General features: G+C 62.3%; 18 protein-coding genes and 1 pseudogene. 4 read left to right on the plus strand and 15 right to left on the minus strand.

Features of this window, described 5'->3' with window-relative positions:
* Positions 1-5: 5 nt before the first annotated feature.
* The 7 genes from pstA to ACN0SW_RS09460 all read right to left on the minus strand — a co-directional run bounded on the left by pstA (position 6) and on the right by ACN0SW_RS09460 (position 7,237).
* Positions 6-1,355 carry a phosphate ABC transporter permease PstA gene (gene pstA, locus ACN0SW_RS09430; RefSeq protein WP_417727665.1) on the minus strand — a complete coding sequence of 450 codons (1,350 nt, stop codon included), beginning with the start codon at positions 1,353-1,355 and terminating at the stop codon, positions 6-8.
* A complete protein-coding gene (pstC, locus tag ACN0SW_RS09435) occupies positions 1,352-2,812 on the minus strand; it encodes a phosphate ABC transporter permease subunit PstC (protein ID WP_417727666.1) in 1,461 nt (486 codons plus the stop codon). The genes pstA and pstC overlap by 4 nt, the downstream gene beginning before the upstream one ends.
* A 59-nt stretch (positions 2,813-2,871) precedes the next feature.
* Complete coding sequence (locus ACN0SW_RS09440; RefSeq protein WP_417727667.1) at positions 2,872-3,909, minus strand: substrate-binding domain-containing protein; 1,038 nt, start codon at positions 3,907-3,909, stop codon at positions 2,872-2,874.
* 164 nt (positions 3,910-4,073) lie between these two features.
* The gene (locus ACN0SW_RS09445) at positions 4,074-5,120 is read right to left on the minus strand and encodes an ATP-binding protein (RefSeq protein ID WP_417727668.1); all 1,047 of its coding nucleotides are present in this window, start codon (positions 5,118-5,120) and stop codon (positions 4,074-4,076) included.
* A gap of 6 nt (positions 5,121-5,126) precedes the next feature.
* A complete protein-coding gene (locus ACN0SW_RS09450; protein ID WP_417727669.1) occupies positions 5,127-5,648 on the minus strand; it encodes a gamma carbonic anhydrase family protein in 522 nt (173 codons plus the stop codon).
* Positions 5,645-6,286, minus strand: coding sequence for a guanylate kinase (gmk, locus tag ACN0SW_RS09455; protein ID WP_417727670.1), 642 nt, complete (start codon positions 6,284-6,286; stop codon positions 5,645-5,647). Before gmk ends, ACN0SW_RS09450 begins: the two co-directional genes overlap by 4 nt.
* Before the next feature lie 60 nt (positions 6,287-6,346).
* The gene (locus tag ACN0SW_RS09460) at positions 6,347-7,237 is read right to left on the minus strand and encodes a YicC/YloC family endoribonuclease (protein ID WP_417727671.1); all 891 of its coding nucleotides are present in this window, start codon (positions 7,235-7,237) and stop codon (positions 6,347-6,349) included.
* A 242-nt stretch (positions 7,238-7,479) separates the two neighbouring features.
* Here ACN0SW_RS09460 and ACN0SW_RS09465 point away from each other — a divergent pair, with 242 nt between their 5' ends.
* Positions 7,480-8,130, plus strand: coding sequence for a PAS domain-containing protein (locus ACN0SW_RS09465; protein ID WP_417727672.1), 651 nt, complete (start codon positions 7,480-7,482; stop codon positions 8,128-8,130).
* An 85-nt stretch (positions 8,131-8,215) separates the two neighbouring features.
* On the opposite strand, the gene ACN0SW_RS09470 is transcribed toward ACN0SW_RS09465, so the two are convergent.
* Positions 8,216-9,586, minus strand: a complete 1,371-nt coding sequence (locus ACN0SW_RS09470) for a class II 3-deoxy-7-phosphoheptulonate synthase (RefSeq protein WP_417727673.1) — start codon at positions 9,584-9,586, stop codon at positions 8,216-8,218.
* Positions 9,587-9,760: 174 nt separating this feature from the next.
* Here ACN0SW_RS09470 and ACN0SW_RS09475 point away from each other — a divergent pair, with 174 nt between their 5' ends.
* Positions 9,761-10,762, plus strand: a complete 1,002-nt coding sequence (locus ACN0SW_RS09475; RefSeq protein WP_417727674.1) for a GlxA family transcriptional regulator — start codon at positions 9,761-9,763, stop codon at positions 10,760-10,762.
* A 173-nt stretch (positions 10,763-10,935) separates the two neighbouring features.
* Here ACN0SW_RS09475 and dxs read toward each other — a convergent pair whose 3' ends face one another.
* The 3 genes from dxs to ACN0SW_RS09490 are packed head-to-tail and all read right to left on the minus strand — an operon-like array spanning position 10,936 to position 13,997.
* A complete protein-coding gene (gene dxs / locus ACN0SW_RS09480) occupies positions 10,936-12,864 on the minus strand; it encodes a 1-deoxy-D-xylulose-5-phosphate synthase (RefSeq protein ID WP_417727675.1) in 1,929 nt (642 codons plus the stop codon).
* A 22-nt stretch (positions 12,865-12,886) separates the two neighbouring features.
* Entirely contained in the window at positions 12,887-13,750 is an 864-nt protein-coding gene (locus ACN0SW_RS09485) for a polyprenyl synthetase family protein (RefSeq protein WP_417727676.1), read from the minus strand.
* Positions 13,751-13,754: 4 nt separating this feature from the next.
* Positions 13,755-13,997: an exodeoxyribonuclease VII small subunit gene (locus ACN0SW_RS09490; protein WP_417727677.1), complete on the minus strand. Its 243-nt coding sequence runs from the start codon at positions 13,995-13,997 to the stop codon at positions 13,755-13,757.
* Positions 13,998-14,100: 103 nt separating this feature from the next.
* Between ACN0SW_RS09490 and ACN0SW_RS09495 the strand changes: the two genes are divergently transcribed.
* Positions 14,101-15,057, plus strand: coding sequence for a phosphotransferase (locus ACN0SW_RS09495; protein ID WP_417727678.1), 957 nt, complete (start codon positions 14,101-14,103; stop codon positions 15,055-15,057).
* Positions 15,058-15,062: 5 nt separating this feature from the next.
* Here ACN0SW_RS09495 and ACN0SW_RS09500 read toward each other — a convergent pair whose 3' ends face one another.
* Genes ACN0SW_RS09500 through ACN0SW_RS09510 form a run of 3 tightly spaced genes read right to left on the minus strand, consistent with a single transcriptional unit; the run spans position 15,063 to position 16,765 of the window.
* A complete protein-coding gene (locus ACN0SW_RS09500) occupies positions 15,063-15,671 on the minus strand; it encodes a pyridoxamine 5'-phosphate oxidase family protein (RefSeq protein WP_417727679.1) in 609 nt (202 codons plus the stop codon).
* A 20-nt stretch (positions 15,672-15,691) separates the two neighbouring features.
* Entirely contained in the window at positions 15,692-16,165 is a 474-nt protein-coding gene (locus tag ACN0SW_RS09505) for a DUF1348 family protein (protein WP_417727680.1), read from the minus strand.
* A 54-nt stretch (positions 16,166-16,219) separates the two neighbouring features.
* Positions 16,220-16,765, minus strand: a complete 546-nt coding sequence (locus tag ACN0SW_RS09510; RefSeq protein ID WP_417727681.1) for a carboxymuconolactone decarboxylase family protein — start codon at positions 16,763-16,765, stop codon at positions 16,220-16,222.
* A gap of 127 nt (positions 16,766-16,892) precedes the next feature.
* On the opposite strand from ACN0SW_RS09510, the gene ACN0SW_RS09515 reads away from it, so the two are divergent.
* Entirely contained in the window at positions 16,893-17,813 is a 921-nt protein-coding gene (locus ACN0SW_RS09515) for a LysR substrate-binding domain-containing protein (RefSeq protein WP_417727682.1), read from the plus strand.
* A gap of 35 nt (positions 17,814-17,848) precedes the next feature.
* On the opposite strand, the pseudogene ACN0SW_RS09520 reads toward ACN0SW_RS09515, so the two are convergent.
* A pseudogene (locus tag ACN0SW_RS09520) lies at positions 17,849-18,242 on the minus strand (calcium-binding protein); the annotation flags it as partial.

An 18,242-nucleotide genomic window follows, 5' to 3' on the forward strand; every position in this document is an offset into this window, starting at 1 on the left:
TTTGTTTACCAGCGGCGTTCAAATCGTCTGCGCAGCAGAATGGCCGCGATATTCATCAGCACGAGGAAGACGAGCAGCACGATGATGGCCCCCGACGCGCGCTCGACAAAGGCCGGGTCGCCGCGTTGGGTCCAGTTATAGACCTGCACCGGCAGGGCGGCGGCAGGGTCAAGGAAGCCCTCAGGGGGGCCGCCGGGGTATTCACGGACAAAGGCCACCATGCCGATGAGCAAGAGCGGTGCGGTTTCGCCAAGCGCCTGTGCCAAGCCAATGATCGCGCCCGTGAGGATGCCGGGCATGGCGAGCGGCAGGACGTGGTGAAAGATCGCCTGCATCTTGGACGCGCCCACGCCAAGGGCCGCATCCCGGATCGAGGGGGGCACGGATTTAAGCGCCGCACGGGTGGCGATGATGATGGTGGGCAGGGTCATCAGTGTGAGCACGAGACCGCCGACGATGGGCGCAGATTGCGGCAGGCCTACCATATTGATGAAGATCGCAAGGCCCAAGATACCAAACACGATCGAAGGCACCGCCGCGAGGTTCGAGATATTCACCTCGATCAGGTCGGTCCAGCGGTTCTTGGGCGCGAATTCTTCGAGATAGATCGAGGCGGCAACGCCCAAGGGCAGCGCCAGCACCAGAACGATCAGCATCATATAGAGCGAGCCGATGATGGCGACGCCAAGACCGGCCGCTTCGGGGCGGGTATCAGAGGCGTCGGGCGCGGTGAAAAAGGCCCAGTTGAATTTCGTGCTGAGAATACCCGCCTGTTTGAGTTGGTCGGCCAAGTGCAGTTGCTCGGGCGAGACATTGCGGTCGAGGGCTGCACTCTCCATCGTCACGCGGCCCTTGAAATAGCCGTCGATGCGGCCCGCCGCGAGCAGGTCGAAACGCACGGTATCGCCAATCCTGTCGGGGTTGGCCAAGACAAAGTTGCGCAAGGATGCCGGGGCTTCTTTTGAAATAAGCTCTCCGGCGGATTTGCTGGTGATGTCGGTGGCAGCCCCCGCCCGCGCGATGGCCGCGACCATGGCCGCGTCGATCAGAGGGGCATAACCAAAGGTCGAGACCTTGGCGATATCCTCAGGATTGCGGTTGCCCGTCTTGTCGAGTTTGGCCGGGTCGAGATAGACCTCAAGCTGAATATAGGTCTGTTGAAAGGATGACAGGCCGCCTGCGAGGATAGAGGTCAGAAGGCCGAACAGGGCCAAAACGCCGATGGTGACGGCGATCAGCCCCATCATGCGGAACCGCGCCTCTTTGGCGTTGCGCCGCTTGGTGCGCGCGTCCTGCGTGAGCAAAGAGCCCTTGCGCGGGGCCGGGACCGTGCCAGAAGACGTGAGATCGGTCATTCGTATTGCTCCCGGTATTTACGGACAATCACGAGGGCAAGCACGTTGAGCCCAAGCGTGAAGACAAAGAGCGTAAGGCCAAGCGCGAAGGCGACCAGCGTCTCTGGGCTGGCGAATTCGGTGTCGCCGGTGAGTTGGCTGACAATCTTGACGGTGATGGTGGTCATCGCCTCGAACGGGTTGAGGCCGAGTTTGGCGGCGGCCCCTGCCCCCATCACCACGATCATCGTCTCGCCGATGGCGCGGCTGGCCGCGAGCAGGATGGCCCCCACCACGCCCGGCAGGGCGGCGGGCAGGATCACCTGTTTGATGGTCTCGGATTTGGTGGCGCCAAGGCCATAAGCGCCGTCGCGCATGGATTGCGGCACGGCGTTGATGATGTCATCCGAGAGCGATGACACAAAGGGAATAAGCATGATGCCCATGACCAGCCCCGCCGTCAGCACCGAGGAGGAGGACGTGCCCAGCCCCAAAGGCGATGCGATGTAATCACGCAGGAACGGCCCCACAGTGATCAAGGCAAAGAGGCCATACACGATGGTCGGAATGCCTGCCAGCACCTCGATCGCCGGTTTGGCAAAGGCGCGCAGCGGTTTGCCCGCGTATTCGGCAAGATAGATCGCGATCATCAGGCCAATCGGCACCGCCACCAGCAGCGCCAGAAAGCTGACATAGAGCGTGCCCCAGAGGAGCGGCAGGATACCCAAGTCAGAGCCGCCACGGAATTGCGGGTTCCAGACCGTCGAAAAGAAGAAATCGCGCGCCGGATACATCTTGAAGAAGTTGATGGTTTCAAACAGCAATGAGGCGACGATGCCGATGGTGGTCAGGATCGCCACCAGCGACGCGCCGATGAGCAGCGCCAGAACAAAGGTTTCCGAGGCATTGCGGGCGCGCTGTTCGGGGTGGACCCGCCGCCACGACCAGCCGCCGAGCACCAAGGCAAGGCCAAGCACGGCGATGGTCATCAGGCTATGCCCGGAGTTTTGCGATTTGCGCAGGTGTTTGGCGGCCTCCAACACCGGCCCCGGCACGTCAGAGCCAAGCGCCACGCCGACATTGCCAAGGCGGCTGCGGATGTCAGTGGTATCGGCGCGCAGGCTCGTGAGATCGTTCTCGGACATCTGGCCCGCCGTTTTCAGCGCGTCGAGCCCGCTGGCGATCCGGCGCACATCGGCCATCACAAGGCTCTTGGCCCCGCCCTCGGGGATCACGCTGTCGGGGATCATCCCCGCCACCCGGCCCTCGATCAGCAGCGGCTGAATGAAAAGCCACGCCAGCATCAGCAAGAGTGCCGGAACCACGGTGAAAAGCGCGACGGCCTGACCGTAATAATTGGGCAGCGAATGCAGCTTTCGGCCCGTCGCCTGCGAGGTTGCAAGGGCGCGGGCGCGTCCCAAGACAAAGCCCAGGCCACCAAGGCCGAGCACAATCAGGGTGATATAGCCGGTACTCATCTGCTCTCCGTCAAAAAGGGAGGGATGGCGCGTGGCGCCACCCCTCTCGGTTCGTGCGCTTAGTTCAGCACGCCCATGGGCGCGCGGTCGGCAACCATGGCCTGGGTCTTGCTCAGTTCCGGATCAGACACGAGGCCGTAGGCCGCCAGCGGGCCATCGGGGCCTGCAATCTCGTCCGACACGAAGAATTCGATATATTCCTGCATGCCGGGGATCACATCAAGATGCGCGTTCTTGACGTAAAAGTAGAGCGGACGCGACACCGGATATTCGCCCGAGGCAATCGATTCGACCGAGGGAACGATGCCGCCGATGGTGGCGACCTGAAGCTTGTCGGCATTGTTCTGATAGAACGACAGGCCAAAGACGCCGATGCCGTTTTTATTGGCATCCACGCGGGCCAGTGTTTCGGTATAGTCGCCATCGATGTCGATCGACACGCCATCGGTGCGCAGCGCCATGCAGGCCTTTTCCGCCGCTTTCTTGTCGCCGCCATTGGCCGCCATGTGCAGATCGAAAGTGCCGTTTTCTTCGCAGCCTGCGATGATCACCTTTTCGTCGAACACTTCGCGGGTGCCGTGTTTGGTGCCGGGCACGAAGGCGAGGATTTCTTCGGCGGGCAGGTCTGCGCGCACCTCCGACCACAGCGTGTTGGTGTTGTCGGCCAGAGCGCCATCCTTGGCGACCTGTGCGGCGAGGGCGGCGTGCCAGTCAGCGGGCGAGAAGGCATAAGCCGGGCCGTTGATATCCGAGGCAAAGACGATGCCGTCATAACCGATGCGCACTTCCATGATCTCGGTGACGCCGTTCGAGGCGCAAAGGTCGATATCCGACTGCTTGATGCGCGAGGACGAGTTGGCGATGTCGATGGTGTTTTCGCCCACGCCTTCGCAGAGTTTCTTGCGGCCAGCGCCCGAGCCACCGGATTCCACGACCGGGGTGGGGAAATCAAAGTTTTCGCCAAAGGCTTCGGCGACGATAGCGGCATAGGGCAGCACGGTCGAGGAGCCCGCAATCTGAATGTTGTCACGGGCCGCAGCGGAACCGGCGGCGAAGGCCGTCAGGGCCAAGGCGGAAACGGTGGATTTGAACAGCATGGGTTGCTCCTGAGTTCTGTTTCATGGGTGCCCAAGCAAGGGCGACCTCAGGGGCCAGCACTAGGCGAGATCCACAACGCTTTTGTTACAAATTTGTAACGGCTTCATGACAGTCCGGGGATTGTCAGCGTTTCAGCGATATTTTTCGGGTTTGACGCCCGGATTCAGGCGTCTGGCCGGTTCCAGAGCGGCAGGATGACCGAAAATTCGCTGCCCTCGCCCGGTGTGGAGGAGATTCGCAACCGCCCCCGGTGGCGATTGACGATATGTTTGACAATCGCGAGACCAAGGCCGGTGCCGCCCATCTCGCGCGAGCGGTGGGTGTCGACGCGGTAAAACCGTTCGGTCAGGCGGGGAAGGTGCAACGGGTCGATACCGGGGCCCTGATCGCGCACGCGCGCGACAATGGCCGGGCCGCGCAGTGTGGCATCGCGGGCAATATGCTCCAGCGTGATGGTGACCCGATTGCCGGTACCGCCATATTTGATCGCGTTCTCGATCAGGTTGGTAAAGACCTGCTGCAACTGATCGCCATTGCCGCGCAGGGTCATGCCGCCCGGGGGATCAAAGATGATCTCACAAGCCCGGTCGCGCGCCAGAGGGCGCAGGGCGTGCAGCACCGCGCCGATCACTTGTTCCAGATCCACCTCGTCGCGCGGGCGCACGCGCTCTTCGCTCTCGACCCGGCTGAGTGACAGCAGATCGCGCACGAGGCGTTCCATCCGCGCTGCCTCGGACTGCATGATCCCTAAAAAGCGGTCGATGGCGGCCTGATCGTGGCGCGCGGGCCCTTGCAGGGTTTCGATAAAGCCCATGAGCGCGGTCAGGGGCGTGCGCAATTCATGGCTGACATTGGCCACGAAATCGCGGCGCATTTGCGCCGCCTGTTCGCGTTCGGTCAGATCCTCGAAGCAGATCAGCGCGCCGCGCGCCTCTGTGGTTTCGACATAGCTCACATGCACCTGATAGCTGCTGTCGGACCCGGTTTCCAAGGTTTGATAGGTGATCTTGCGCGGCTGGCAGTCGCGCAGGGTGCCCTCGATCGCCTCGAGCACGTCCGGCTGGCGCAGCGCTGTCAGCAGATGACGCCCCTCGATCCCCTGCCCCAGCATGTCGCACGCACCCTGATTGGCGGCGATGATCCGATCATCCGCCCCGACCAAAAGGGCCGCAAGCGGGATGCCGGCAAGAACGGTGGTCAACCCGAGCATGCCTGCTCAGAGCGCCACAAGGCTGGTGCGATACCGGCGCATGTTCTGTTGATAATGCAGCGCCGTGCCGCGCAATGTCTCAATCGCCGCCTCATCAAGGCTACGCACCACCCGACCCGGCGCACCCATGACAAGGCTGCCTTCGGGGATGATCTTGCCCTCGGTGATGAGCGCGCCCGCGCCAATCAGGCTGTTGCGGCCAATCCGTGCACCGTTGAGCACGGTGGCCCCCATGCCGATCAGCACATTTTCCTCTAAAATGCAGCCATGCAGCATCGCCTTGTGGCCAATGGTGCAGCCCGGCCCGATCACCAGCGGATAGCCCATATCGGTGTGCATGACGCAATCTTCCTGCACATTGCTGCCCGCGCCCACGCGGATTTCCTCGTTGTCTCCGCGCAGGGTACAGCCGAACCAGACCGAGGCCAGATCCTCGATCACCACCTTGCCGATCAGGTTGGCATCGGGGGCGATCCAGCTGTCCTCGGCAATCTGCGGCGCGTGGCCGTCAAGTGCGTAAATCGTCATTGCATCTCCTCGAATTCGGTTTGCAGGGTGCGGACATGGGCCGTGAGCCACGGCTGCTGGCTGCGGCGCAGGCGGGTGGCCTCAATGATGGTCTTGAGCCGCGCTTCGGTTGCGTCGAGATCGTCATTGACCAGCACGAAATCATAGCCGTCCCAATGGCTGATCTCGTCCCAGCTTTTCTCCATCCGCTTGGCGATCACCTCGGGCGTGTCCTGCCCGCGTGTTTCCAGCCTGCGATGCAGCTCGCGGATCGAAGGCGGAAGCAGAAAGATCGACAGCGTATGCGCGCCCAAGGCCGAGTTGCGGATCTGCTGTGCGCCCTGCCAGTCGATGTCAAAGAGAACATCGCTGCCCTGGTCGATGGCTGCCTGAACAGGGGCGCGCGGGCTGCCGTAGAAATTACCGAACACATGCGCGTGTTCCAGCATCTCGCCCGCCGCCACGTCCTGTTTGAACTGCGGCTGGTTCATGAAGTGGTAATCCTGACCGTCCACCTCGCCCGGACGTGGGGACCGGGTGGTGGCCGAAACCGAAAAGGTGATGCTCGGGTCCCAGTCGCGCAGGCGGCGCGAGAGCGTGGATTTGCCCGCGCCCGAGGGAGAGGAAAGGATGATCAAGAGGCCCCTTCGATTGGTCATGCTGTCCCGTGCCCTACTTCGTGGTGAAAATACTCAAATCCCGCCGTGGTGGCCCGCGCCTCATTCGACATTTTGCACCTGTTCGCGCATCTGGTCGATCACCGTCTTGAGATCGAGCCCGATCTTGGTCAGACCGGCATGTTGCGCCTTGGAGCAGAGGGTGTTGGCCTCGCGGTTGAATTCCTGACTGAGAAAGTCGATCTTGCGTCCCAGTGGCGAACCTGCGTTGAGCAAGGCCCGCACAGCCGCGACATGGGCGGTCAGCCGGTCGAGTTCCTCGGTCACGTCGAGCTTGACCGAGAGCAGCGCCAGTTCCTGTGCGAGGCGGGCGGGATCCAGATCGGAAATGGTGTCACGAACACGCACAAGCGCGGCGCTGTGGTTGCGGGCGACATCGGCGCTGCGGGTTTCCAGCAGGTCGCGGGCCGCAACGGTCAGGCGGGCAATCTCGTCAAGCTGGGCGTGCAGCACACGGGCGAGGGCCGCCCCCTCGGTGGCGCGCATCGCAAGGAAGTCTTGCAAAACCGGTTCAAAATCGGCCAGCAAAGCCGCGCAGAACGCGCTGGTGTCGGTATCGCCTGCTCCGGCCTCGAGCACACCGCGCAGCGACAGGATATCGGCGGCGGTGGCCGGGGCGAGCGACAGGCCGCAGGCCATGGCGCGATCTTCGACGACGCTCATTGCGCGCAGCACATCTTCGAGCCGGTCGGGATTGACGGCAAGCTGGCCGCTGGCATCCTCGCGGGTCACCCGTAGCATCAGGGTGACATTGCCACGGGCCATGGCCTGCCCCAGCCTTGCCCGGAGCGCCGGTTCCAGCCCGTCGATCCAGTCTGGCACGCGCAGGCGCAGATCCAGCCCCTTGCCGTTGACGCCGCGCAGTTCCCACGTCCAGTTATAGCCATCCAGAGCGCCTTTGGCGGTGGCGAATGCGGTCATCGAATGGATCATTTCGGGGGGTCCTTGGAACGGTCCGGTTTGTCCCGTCCTAGTGCGTGGACCGCCCGCTGGCAAGGGTTGGCAGCCCCCTTGGCGGGAGCCTGTGGTTAACCAATCGCAGTGATTTTTAAACAAATTCCCTGAAAGTTGTGGCAATCTGAGGTCAGCGCACGGTGTCTCAGGCGTGGATTAAATCCCGCCTGCAAGGTTGGGGCGCAGAGTGATTTCAGGCGGTGGTTGAAGAGGGGTGTATCATGCAGGATGACAGGACAACCCCGCAGGGGGTGGTGGAGCCACGCGGTCTGCGCGCCCGCCAAGAGGAAGATATGCGCGCGTTTCGCGCCTATTGGGAGAGTCTGTGTCAGGGGGCCGAGGTGCCGCATCGGTCACAGATCGACCCGCGACGGATTGGCGGGCTGTTGTCCAACGCGTTTATCGCTGAGCGGATCGCGCCCGGCGTGACACGGCTGCGGATTGCGGGGCTGCATCTCAGCGACCTGATGGGGATGGAAGTGCGTGGCATGCCGCTGAGCAGTTTCATCGCCCCGGCCGCGCGGGAGAGGTTCGCGCTGGCGTTGGTCGATCTGTTTGAACGGCCCGCGCGGCTGGAGTTCGATCTGCGGGCCGGACCGGGTTTGGGACGGCCCGAGATGACCGGCCAGATGATGCTGATGCCGTTGCGCAGTGATCTGGGCGATGTGTCGCGCGCGCTGGGCTGTCTGGTGACGCAAGGCGAAATCGGGCGTGCGTCGCGGCGATTTGAGGTGGAGGCGGTGCGCATCCGGCCCGTCGAAACGGTCGCGGCGCAGGTCACGCCCTTTGACGCCTTGCCCGGCGGGTTGCGCAATGAGAACCGCGGGCGCGGTCTGAGCCGGGGGCGTGCGTATTTGCGGGTGGTCAAGTAACTTTGACCAAGCGTTTCAGCCATGGGCCACGGGCCGCATGGGGATGACCGCAACAGAGCTGAGCCCTGTTGCGGTCAGAGTGATTTCAGCCTGCTTCGGCCTGACGACGGTCGTGGCGCAGGGATTTCAGCTCTTCGGCCACGAGGAAGGCCAGTTCGAGCGATTGGCTGGCATTCAGACGCGGGTCGCAGGCGGTGTGATAGCGGGCGGACAGATTTTCCTCTGACAGCGCGCGCATGCCGCCGGTGCATTCGGTCACGTCCTGGCCGGTCATCTCGAAATGCACGCCGCCGGGGATGGTGCCTTCGGCTTTGTGGATCGCGAAAAACTCCTGCACTTCGCGCAGAACAAGCTCGAACGGTCTGGTTTTATAGCCGGTGGCGGATTTGATCGTGTTGCCATGCATCGGGTCGCAAACCCAGAGCACATTGGCGCCCTCTTCCTGAACCGTGCGGATCAGACGCGGCAGGTTGTCGCCAACCTTGCCCGCGCCAAAGCGGGCGATGAGCGTCAGACGCCCGGCCTCGTTGCTGGGATTCAGTGTCGCCAGCAGCTTCTTAAGATCCTCAGAGGTCATGCTCGGGCCGCATTTCAACCCGATGGGATTGAGCACACCGCGCAGGAATTCAACATGCGCGCCGTCGGGTTGACGGGTGCGGTCACCGATCCAGAGCATATGCCCCGAACCCGCCAGCCATTTGCCAGAGGTTGAATCCAGACGGCAGAGCGCCTCTTCATATTCCAGCAAGAGCCCTTCGTGCGAGGTGTAGAAATCCACCGTGCGCAGGGTATGGGCGCTGTCGCTGTCGATGCCAGCGGCCTTCATGAAATCGAGCGCGTCCGAGATATGGTTGGCCATCTCACGATATTTCGCGGCCTTCTCGCTCTCGGTAAAGCCCAGCGTCCAAGCATGCACCTGATGCACATCTGCATAACCGCCTGTCGAGAAGGCGCGCAAGAGGTTCAGAGTCGCGGCGGCCTGAGTATAGGCCTGAAGCATCTTTTCGGGGTTGGGGATCCGCGATTCCGGGGTAAAGGCCAGCTCGTTGATGATGTCCCCGCGGTAGCTGGGCAGTTCCACCCCATCAATCACCTCGGTCGGGGCCGAACGCGGCTTGGCGAATTGACCCGCCATGCGGCCCACCTTGACCACCGGCACCTTGGCCCCATAGGTCAGCACCATCGCCATTTGCAGCATGACCTTGAAGGTATCGCGGATCGCATCGGCGGAAAACTGATCGAACGCCTCGGCGCAGTCGCCACCCTGAAGCAAGAACGCCTCGCCGCGTGCAGCTGCGCCAAGCTCGCGCTTGAGCCGACGCGCCTCGCCGGCGAACACCAGCGGCGGATACTGGGTCAGACGGGCCTCGACACTGGCCAGGGCGGCGGCATCGGTATAGTCAGGCATCTGCACCCGCGGTTTCGCGCGCCAGCCTGTTTTCTGCCATTCCGTCATCGTCTTTACTCCGCATTGATAGTAATCTGAGACCTGTGCTTAGCAAAGCGCCGGGCAAGAGGCCATATGAAACGCACAGGAAAGCGTCGCAAATCGACTACGCCTCTCTTGTCAAAAGCGACGGTTTCGTGACAGACCCTGATAAGGGGCCATTGGGCTGGGGATTCGGGTGATATGACGTCAGAGGCCACGAAAATTGAAGTGAAAGCGCCCAAGGTGCCCAAGCGCTTTGTGTTCGTGTTGCTGGATAATTTTACGCTTTTGAGCTTTGCCTCGGCGATTGAATGTTTGCGCATTGCCAATCGCATGGCCGAAGAAGAGCTGTATAGCTGGGTTCTGACCGGCGATTCCCAAGAGGTGATCACCTGCTCTGCCGGGGTGCGCTTCAATCTGGACTTTCCCCTGTCGGAGTTGAACCGCGAGGATGTGGTGCTGGTCTGTGGCGGCACGGATGTGCAGAAAACCGCAACCAAGCGTATGCTGAACTGGTTGCGCCGCGAGGCGCGCCGGGGGTTGCGGATGGGCGGGCTGTGCACCGCGTCCTATGTGCTGGCCAAGGCCGGGTTGCTTGATGGGAAACGTGCGACGATCCATTGGGAGAATCACGACAGTTTCATCGAGGAATTCGAAGAGGTGCGTCTGACAAAGTCGGTCTTTGTGATCGACGGCAACCGGATGACCACGGCGGGCGGCACATCGTCGATTGACCTGATGCTGAACCTTATTGCCGATGATCATGGCGAGAAGCTGGCCAATGCGGTGGCCGATCAACAGATTTACAGCTCGATCCGCACCGATCAGGACACTCAGCGGCTGAGCGTGCCCACCCGGATCGGCGTGCGTCATCCCAAGCTGAGCCAAGTGATCCAGATGATGGAGAGCAATATCGAAGAGCCGATCAGCCCGGCGGTGCTGGCGCGTGAAGTAGGCATGTCCACCCGGCAGCTTGAGCGGCTGTTCCGGCGTTATCTGAGCCGCAGCCCGAAGCGGTATTACATGGAGTTGCGGCTGCAAAAGGCGCGCAATCTGTTGATGCAGACCGATATGACCGTGATCAACGTGGCTTTGGCCTGTGGTTTTGCCAGCCCTTCGCATTTCTCAAAATGCTACCGGGCGCATTACAATACGACGCCGTATCGCGAGCGTGGCGCGCATTCATCGCGGCTGTCGGTGTGAGGGCGACCGGAGTGCCGCTTTCTTGAAAAGAAAGCGGTCCGAAATCTTTTAAAGATTTCGATCTTGCACAGCGCGCGATCCGATAGGCTGCGCCCTGCCCCACATCGAAAAATCAGATCATTCCAGTCGGTGCGGCGCTCCTTGAAGCCGCATTTTTCATCGAGACCGGAACGTCAGGCGCGTTTGCCCGTCAGTTGCGCGATGCCCAGCACATCCAGAACGCGTGCCTCGATATCAGAGGCGTTGAGACGCGCCACGGCATACATATCTTCAGCGCTGGCCTGATCTATGAAACTGTCGGGTAGCACCATGGAGCGGAATTTAAAGCCCCGGTCAAACACTTCAGCTTCGGCCAGGAAGTGGCTGACATGGCTGGAAAATCCACCGATGGCCCCCTCTTCTATGGTGATCAGCGCCTCGTGGTTTTGCACGAGATCGAGGATCAGCGCCTCATCGAGCGGTTTGGCAAAGCGGGCGTCAGCGATGGTCGGTGTGATCCCACGCGCCCGCAGGGATTCAGAGGCCTTGAGCACCTCGGCAAGGCGCGTACCAAAGGACAGGATGGCGACGCGCGCGCCCTTTTGAATGATCCGCCCCTTGCCGATTTCCAGCGGTTCGCCGCGTTCCGGCATGGTGACGCCCATCCCTTCGCCGCGCGGATAGCGGAATGCAATCGGACCCTCGTCATGGGCCACGGCGGTGGCGACCATATGCACAAGCTCCGCCTCATCGGCGGCGGCCATTACCACGAACCCCGGCAGATTGGCGAGAAAGGCAGTGTCGAACGCGCCCGCATGGGTCGCCCCATCCGCCCCCACCAACCCCGCGCGGTCAATGGCAAAGCGCACCGGCAGGCGCTGGATCGCGACATCATGCACCACCTGATCGTAGCCGCGTTGCAGAAAGGTGGAATAGAGCGCGCAGAAGGGTTTCATTCCGCCTGCCGCGAGCCCCGCCGAAAAGGTCACGGCGTGCTGTTCTGCGATGCCCACGTCAAAGAGCCGCGAGGGATAGCGCTCGGCAAAGAGGTTGAGGCCGGTGCCGTCGGGCATGGCGGCGGTCACGGCGCAGATCTTGTCATCCTGAGCCGCCGCATCGAGCAGCGCCTTGGCAAAGACGGAGGTGTAGCTGGGGGCGTTGGAGGGCGATTTGCGCTGTTCCCCGGTCAGCACGTCAAATTTGGCCGTGGCATGCCCGCCGTCATGCGCGCGCTCTGCCGGGCCGTAGCCCTTGCCCTTTTTGGTCAGGACGTGAATGAGGATTGGCCCGGTCGCGCGCGCCTTGACGGTGCGCAGCACGGGGAGGAGTTGGTGCAGGTCGTGGCCGTCGATGGGGCCGAGATAGGAAAAGCCAAGCTCTTCAAACAGGGTGCCGCCCACTGCCAGCCCCTTGAGCATGTCCTTGGCGCGGCGCGCGCCCTCTTGGAACGGTGGCGGCAGCAGGGAAATCGCCCCCTTGGCGGCGGCCTTGAGGTCTTGAAACGGCTCACCTGCGTAGAGGCGTGAAAGATAATTGGAGAGCGCGCCCACAGGCGGTGCGATGGACATTTCATTGTCATTGAGAATGACGATCAGGCGTTTCTTGAGGTGGCCTGCGTTGTTCATCGCCTCAAAGGCCATGCCCGCCGACATTGCCCCGTCGCCGATCACGGCGATGGCATCACCAAGGCCCGTGGGGCAGTTGCCGCCCAAATCACGCGCCACCGCAAAGCCCAAGGCCGCGCTGATCGAGGTCGAGCTATGGGCCGCGCCAAAGGGATCATAGGGCGATTCCGAGCGTTTGGTGAAACCGCTCAGCCCATCCTTTTGCCGCAAGGTGCGGATGCGGTCGCGCCGCCCGGTCAGGATCTTGTGCGGATAGCATTGGTGGCTGACATCCCAGATGATCTTGTCACGCGGTGCGTCAAAGACATGGTGCAGCGCGACGGTGAGTTCCACCACGCCCAAGCCCGCGCCCAAGTGCCCGCCGGTTTCGGACACCGCCGAGACCGTTTCAGAGCGCAGTTCATGCGCCAATTGCACCAGTTGGCCATCGCTAAACCGTTTGAGATCGGCGGGGCTGGCGACCTGATCGAGCAGCGGTGTTTGCGGGCGGTCGGACATCATGCCCCTCCGTGGGGAAGTTTCAGCTCTGGCGCGAGATAACGAAGCGGGCAAGATCACGCAAGGCATCCGCGCGCATCCCGTAAGAAGATAGCGCGTCGCAGGCCTCGTCAACAAGGGCTGTGGCGCGGGTGCGCGCCCCCTCAAGGCCAAGAAGGGAGACGAACGTTGCCTTGCCTGCTGCGGCGTCCTTGCCCACCGCCTTGCCTGCGGTAGCGGCAGAACCGGTCACGTCGATCACATCGTCCTGAATCTGAAAGGCCAGACCAAGGGCGCGGGCATAGCGCCCGAGCGGGCCGGTGTCAGTCCCAGCCATGAGCGCACCTGCGGTGGCGGACCACAGAATGAGCGCGCCGGTCTTGCCCTGTTGCAAGGTGGTGATCTCTTCCAGCGTGAGCGGGGTGGCGGCGGTTTCGGCGGCAATGTCGAGCGCCTGACCCAGTACCATGCCCTGCCCGCCGGCCGCACGCGCGAGGCTGAGGGTAAGGTCAGCGCGGGTATTGGCCGGGCCGCAGTCGGGGTGGCAGGTCAACTCGAAGGCCAGCGATTGCAGCGCGTCCCCGACAAGGATCGCGGTCGCCTCGTCCCATTTGACATGCACGGTGGGTTGGCCCCGGCGCAGATCGTCATTGTCCATGGCGGGCAGGTCATCATGCACGAGGGAATAGGCGTGCATCACCTCGATCGCCGTGGCGGGCCAGAGGGCTGCGGTCTCGGGGACATCGTGCAACCGCGCGCTCTCCATCACCAGAAAGCCCCGAATACGTTTTCCGCCGCCAGTGGCGTAGCGCATTCCTGCGGCCACGGGGCCCGCACCAAAGGGCGCAAGCACATGGTCAAGATGCGCCTGCAAACTGGCGGCCTCAGAGGCAAGGCGGGCTTGCATGCGGTCAGAGACCTTCGACGGGTTTGGTTCCGGTGGGCTGGCCCTCGGCATCAAGGGTGATGGCGGAAACCTTTTCCTCGGCTTCCTTCAGCTTTTCCTCGCAGCGTTTTTTGAGTTTGGCACCGCGTTCATAGAGGGTGATCGATTCCTCAAGCGCCACATCGCCCCGCTCCAGCCGTCCGACGACCTGCTCCAGTTCTTTCATTGCCTGTTCAAAGGACATCTCGGAGGGGGGGGTATCGGTCATTGGCAGTGTCCTCATGCTCGGGATTTCAACGCATAGCATAGGGCTGCGCAGCGGGGGGTGCAATTCGGTTGACGCCCCCCAAAGGCTGAAGGATGGTTGGCGCATGCCAGAGCCCACCAATCCTCCGCCCGATCTTGATGTGCTGCGCCGCGTCGATGCCCGGCTGAATGCTCTTGCCGCACGGCATCCGATATTGACGGATCTGGTAATATCCGAGGTATTGCTGAACGTGCCCGGCAAGCGGGCGATTCTGGCGGGACGGCTGCGCGGGCGCGCGGTTGTGGCGCGGCTGGTGGAGCCGAAATTCCTCGAGTCCCTTGCAAAGGAATGGGCCGAGCTGGAGCGCATCTGGCCACATATGCAGGGCGGGTCGTACCGGGTGGCGGAGCCGATCCTCTATGTGCCCGAAGCGGGGCTGATGGTGATCGAGCGGGTCGAGGGCCATCCGCTGCTAAAGCATCTCTGGCGCGAGGACCCGACGCTACGCGCCCAGTATTTGCGCCCAGCAGCAGAGTGGTTGCGGCGCTATTCCGAACTGAGCGAAAGTTGGAACGCAGGCAATGTTGCGGGCTGGCTGGCGCGCGCTGAACGGGCGGCTGCGACGCAGCCTTTTGCCCGGCTGCGGCGGATTGAGACGGGGATACTTGCGCATCTGCGCGACATGGCGCAGGCGCTGGACGGGGCCGAGTGGCGGATGGCGATCAGCCACGGCGATTTTCATCCCAATAACCTCATTCTCGGGGCCACCCATCTGACGGGGGTTGATACAGGCGGATCCGGGCCGCTGCCCATCTACAAGGATATTGCCCGGTTTCTGGTGCATATGGGGCGTCGTGGCATGATCCCGTCGGGGCGGCGGTACATGGGCGTGGATGCCGAAGGTATCGAAATTTACACCGATGTATTCGCCTTGACCGAGATCGAGCGGCAGGTCTGGATGCCGTTCTTTATCGGCGTGGAGGCGATCATTCGGGTGGAGAACCGCGCGCTTAAATCCGGCCGAATCCGGCACGCGGAAGAGATGTATGGCCTATTGCTCGATGATCTGGCGGCGCGGTGAGCACCTCAGGCGGGACGCGCCGCCAATGCGCCCTCAAGCTGGGAAATTCGCGCCAAGAGCGGGTCGGTCAGAGTCTCGATTTCAGCGGCGCTATAGCGCGGCGTGATGTGCTGTGGGCAGTTCCAGTCGAAGCCTTCGACGGTGATCAGGAACCCCCGTTCAATCCGGGCGCGGTAATCGGGCATTTCCAGCCGCTCGAGCGTTGCCTGATCGTCCGGGTCAACGATCCGGGCGCGGCCAAAGAGCTTGAGCCGCCTGCGGTTCGGATAGTCCATGAGGAACATTGACACGCGGTCGTCGGTGCTGAGGTTTCCAAGGCTGATATATTGGCGGTTGCCGCGGAAATCCGCAAAACCCAAGGTACGTTCGTCCAGAACGTGCAGGAACCCCACCGGCCCGCCACGATGCTGGATATAAGGCCAGCCGGTTTCCGTAACCGTCGCCATGTAAAACGAGTCGCGCGCGGCGATAAAACCCGCCTCGGCCTCTGTCAGGGTCAGGTTCACGGTGTCTGGCTGGCTCTCCATTCTCGAGTAAGAGGAGCGGCTGCCTTGTTCTTCTTGATGCTTTTTAACTGTCGGGGTGAAAGCGATTTCCGCAAAATGGTGGGGCATAGCATCCTCTTGGGGTGGGGTCAGAGACCAAGCTCGGACAGACCGGGGTGATCGGCGGGGCGTGGCCCCTGTGGCCAATGGAATTTGCGGGCGCTTTCGGGGATCGGTTGGTCATTGATGCTGGCAAAGCGCAGACGCATCAGGCCGTTTTCGTCAAATTCCCAGTTCTCGTTGCCGTGGCTGCGAAACCAGTTGCCAGCGTCGTCGCGCCATTCATAGGCAAAGCGCACGGCGATCCGGTTCTCGGCAAAGGCCCAAAGTTCCTTGATCAGGCGATAGTCGAGTTCGCGGGTCCATTTCCGTTCGAGAAACGTCTTGATTTCGGCCCGGCCCACGGGGAATTCGGCCCGATTGCGCCAGCGGCTGTCGGGGGTGTAGGCCAGTGCGACGCGGTCGGGATCGCGGCTGTTCCAGCCGTCTTCGGCCATCCGGACCTTTTGGGTGGCGGTGGCATGGGTGAAAGGCGGCAGCGGGGGACGGGCATCTTGGGTCATGGTCGGCTCTCCTGAGATGGGGGGCGCGGCACGGGGCCGCGCCAGTCAACTGTTTCAGGCGGCAGTGTTCAGCGCCACCTCGGGAAAATCAATCTCGACCTGCGTGGCCTTGCCCAAAAGGTTGGTAAAGATGTTCATCGCCACATGGGTGATGATCTCGATGATCTCGGCGTCCGAGTGGCCGGAAGCACGCAGGCTGGCGAATTCACTCTGGCTGACCTGCCCGGAATGTTCGACCAAGGCACGGGCAAAGACCAGCGCCTGCTCGGCCTTGGCATCCGCCGAGCGACCGGCACGGTTGGCCAGCATCTCGGTGGTATCAAGCCCAACCTTACGGCCAATCGCCGTGTGGGCGGAAACGCAATATTGGCAGGCGTTCTGTTCGGCCACCGCCAGCGCGATGCGCTCGCGGGTCAGCGGATCAAGCACCCCTGCCCCGGCAATGCTGTGCAACCCCAGAAAGGCCTGAAGGGCGGCGGGAGAATTGGCAAGAACCCGGATGAAATTTGGCACCATGCCAAGGCCGGATTGCACTGCGTCGAGCAGATCCTTGGCCTCGCCTGTGGCGGTTTGCGGGTCGATGACGGATACACGGGCCATATTGAGGCGTCCTTTTGTCTGAGGGTGCGATGCGGTGTTGCAACGCTCGTCGATAACTTGGGACAGAACAGCAATTGAAAGAATAGACGAAATGCGGAATAGTTTATTCCGCTGAAAGGAATAATCTATGAGCCGTCTGCATGAGATTGAGGTCTTTATCGCCGTGGCCGAAGCGGGCAGTTTCGCGGGGGCCTCGCGGCGCTTGCGGGTGTCGCCCCCGGCGGTGACGCGGGCGATTGCGGCGCTTGAGGATCGGTTGGGCGCACGGGTGTTCAACCGGACCACGCGCAACATCTCGATCACCGATGTGGGGCAGCGATTTCTGGACTCGGCGCGGCGGGTTCTGAGCGATCTGGACAGCGCCGAGCGCGAAGCAATGGGCGAGGTTGCCACCCCACAGGGGCATCTGAGCCTGACCGCTTCGGTCACGTTCGGGCGCTCGGCGCTGGCCCCGGTGGTCTGTGGATTTCTGGCGCAGTATCCGCGTGTTTCCGTGTCGGTTGCCTTGCTCGACCGGGTGGTCAATCTGGTTGAGGATGGGGTTGATGTGGCGGTGCGCATCGGAGAGTTGCCCGAGTCGAGCCTGATCGCCAAAAGGATCGGGACGGTGGACAGAATTCTGGTGGCGAGCCCTACCTATCTTGCGGCGCAGGGCGGGTTGACTGCCCCGGGAGAGTTAAAGCGTCATGCGGTGATTGCGTTTACCGGGCTCATGCCAAACCGGGAATGGCGGTATCGAAACGGGCAAAAGCCCGCTGTGATCGCGTTGAACCCGAGGTTTGAGATCAATGATGCCGTGAGCGCGATAGACGCGGCGGTTCAGGGTCAGGGGATCACCATTGCCCTGTCTTACATGGTCGCCGAGCAGATTCGCGCAGGCACTCTGGTTCAGGTGTTGCAGGAGTTCACCCTGCCGCCGCAGCCGGTGCATCTGGTCTATCCGCAAATGCGGCTGATGGCCCCCAAGGTCCGCGCCTTTCTGGATTTTGCGGCCCCGCGTCTGAAAACCGTTCTGCAAGACCTCGCCTTGCGCCAGGCGGAGCCGTAGGGTCATGGCATGCAGCAGTAAGGAGCCGTGGGGCCTCAGAGAAACTGGAAATCATCCACCGTGAGCTGCGCGGCGGTCACGCCTTCGACGAGGATCGTGTTGCCGTTCACCGTCATCTGCGCACCCCCGATGGTATCGACGATATTCATCGCCGCCACGAACCCGGCCAGCCCGTTGCCACCGTTGGTGATGTTGGCCTCACCGGTGTCCGGATTGTTGATGCGGATAAAGAATCCGTCGATCCCATCCTCGAAATCGGTGATGATATCGGCCTCGCCATCGAAGAACGCGGAGAACACGAACTGATCCACACCCGCGCCACCGGTGATCGTGTCATTGCCAGCGCCTGCGTTGATCGTGTCATTACCAGTGCCGCCGTCGATCACATCGTCGCGCCCGCCACCGGCAAGGAAATCATTGCCGTCGCCG

Origin of the sequence: Roseovarius sp., assembly GCF_048262375.1 — a bacterium.
Classification (GTDB): Bacteria; Pseudomonadota; Alphaproteobacteria; order Rhodobacterales; family Rhodobacteraceae; genus Roseovarius.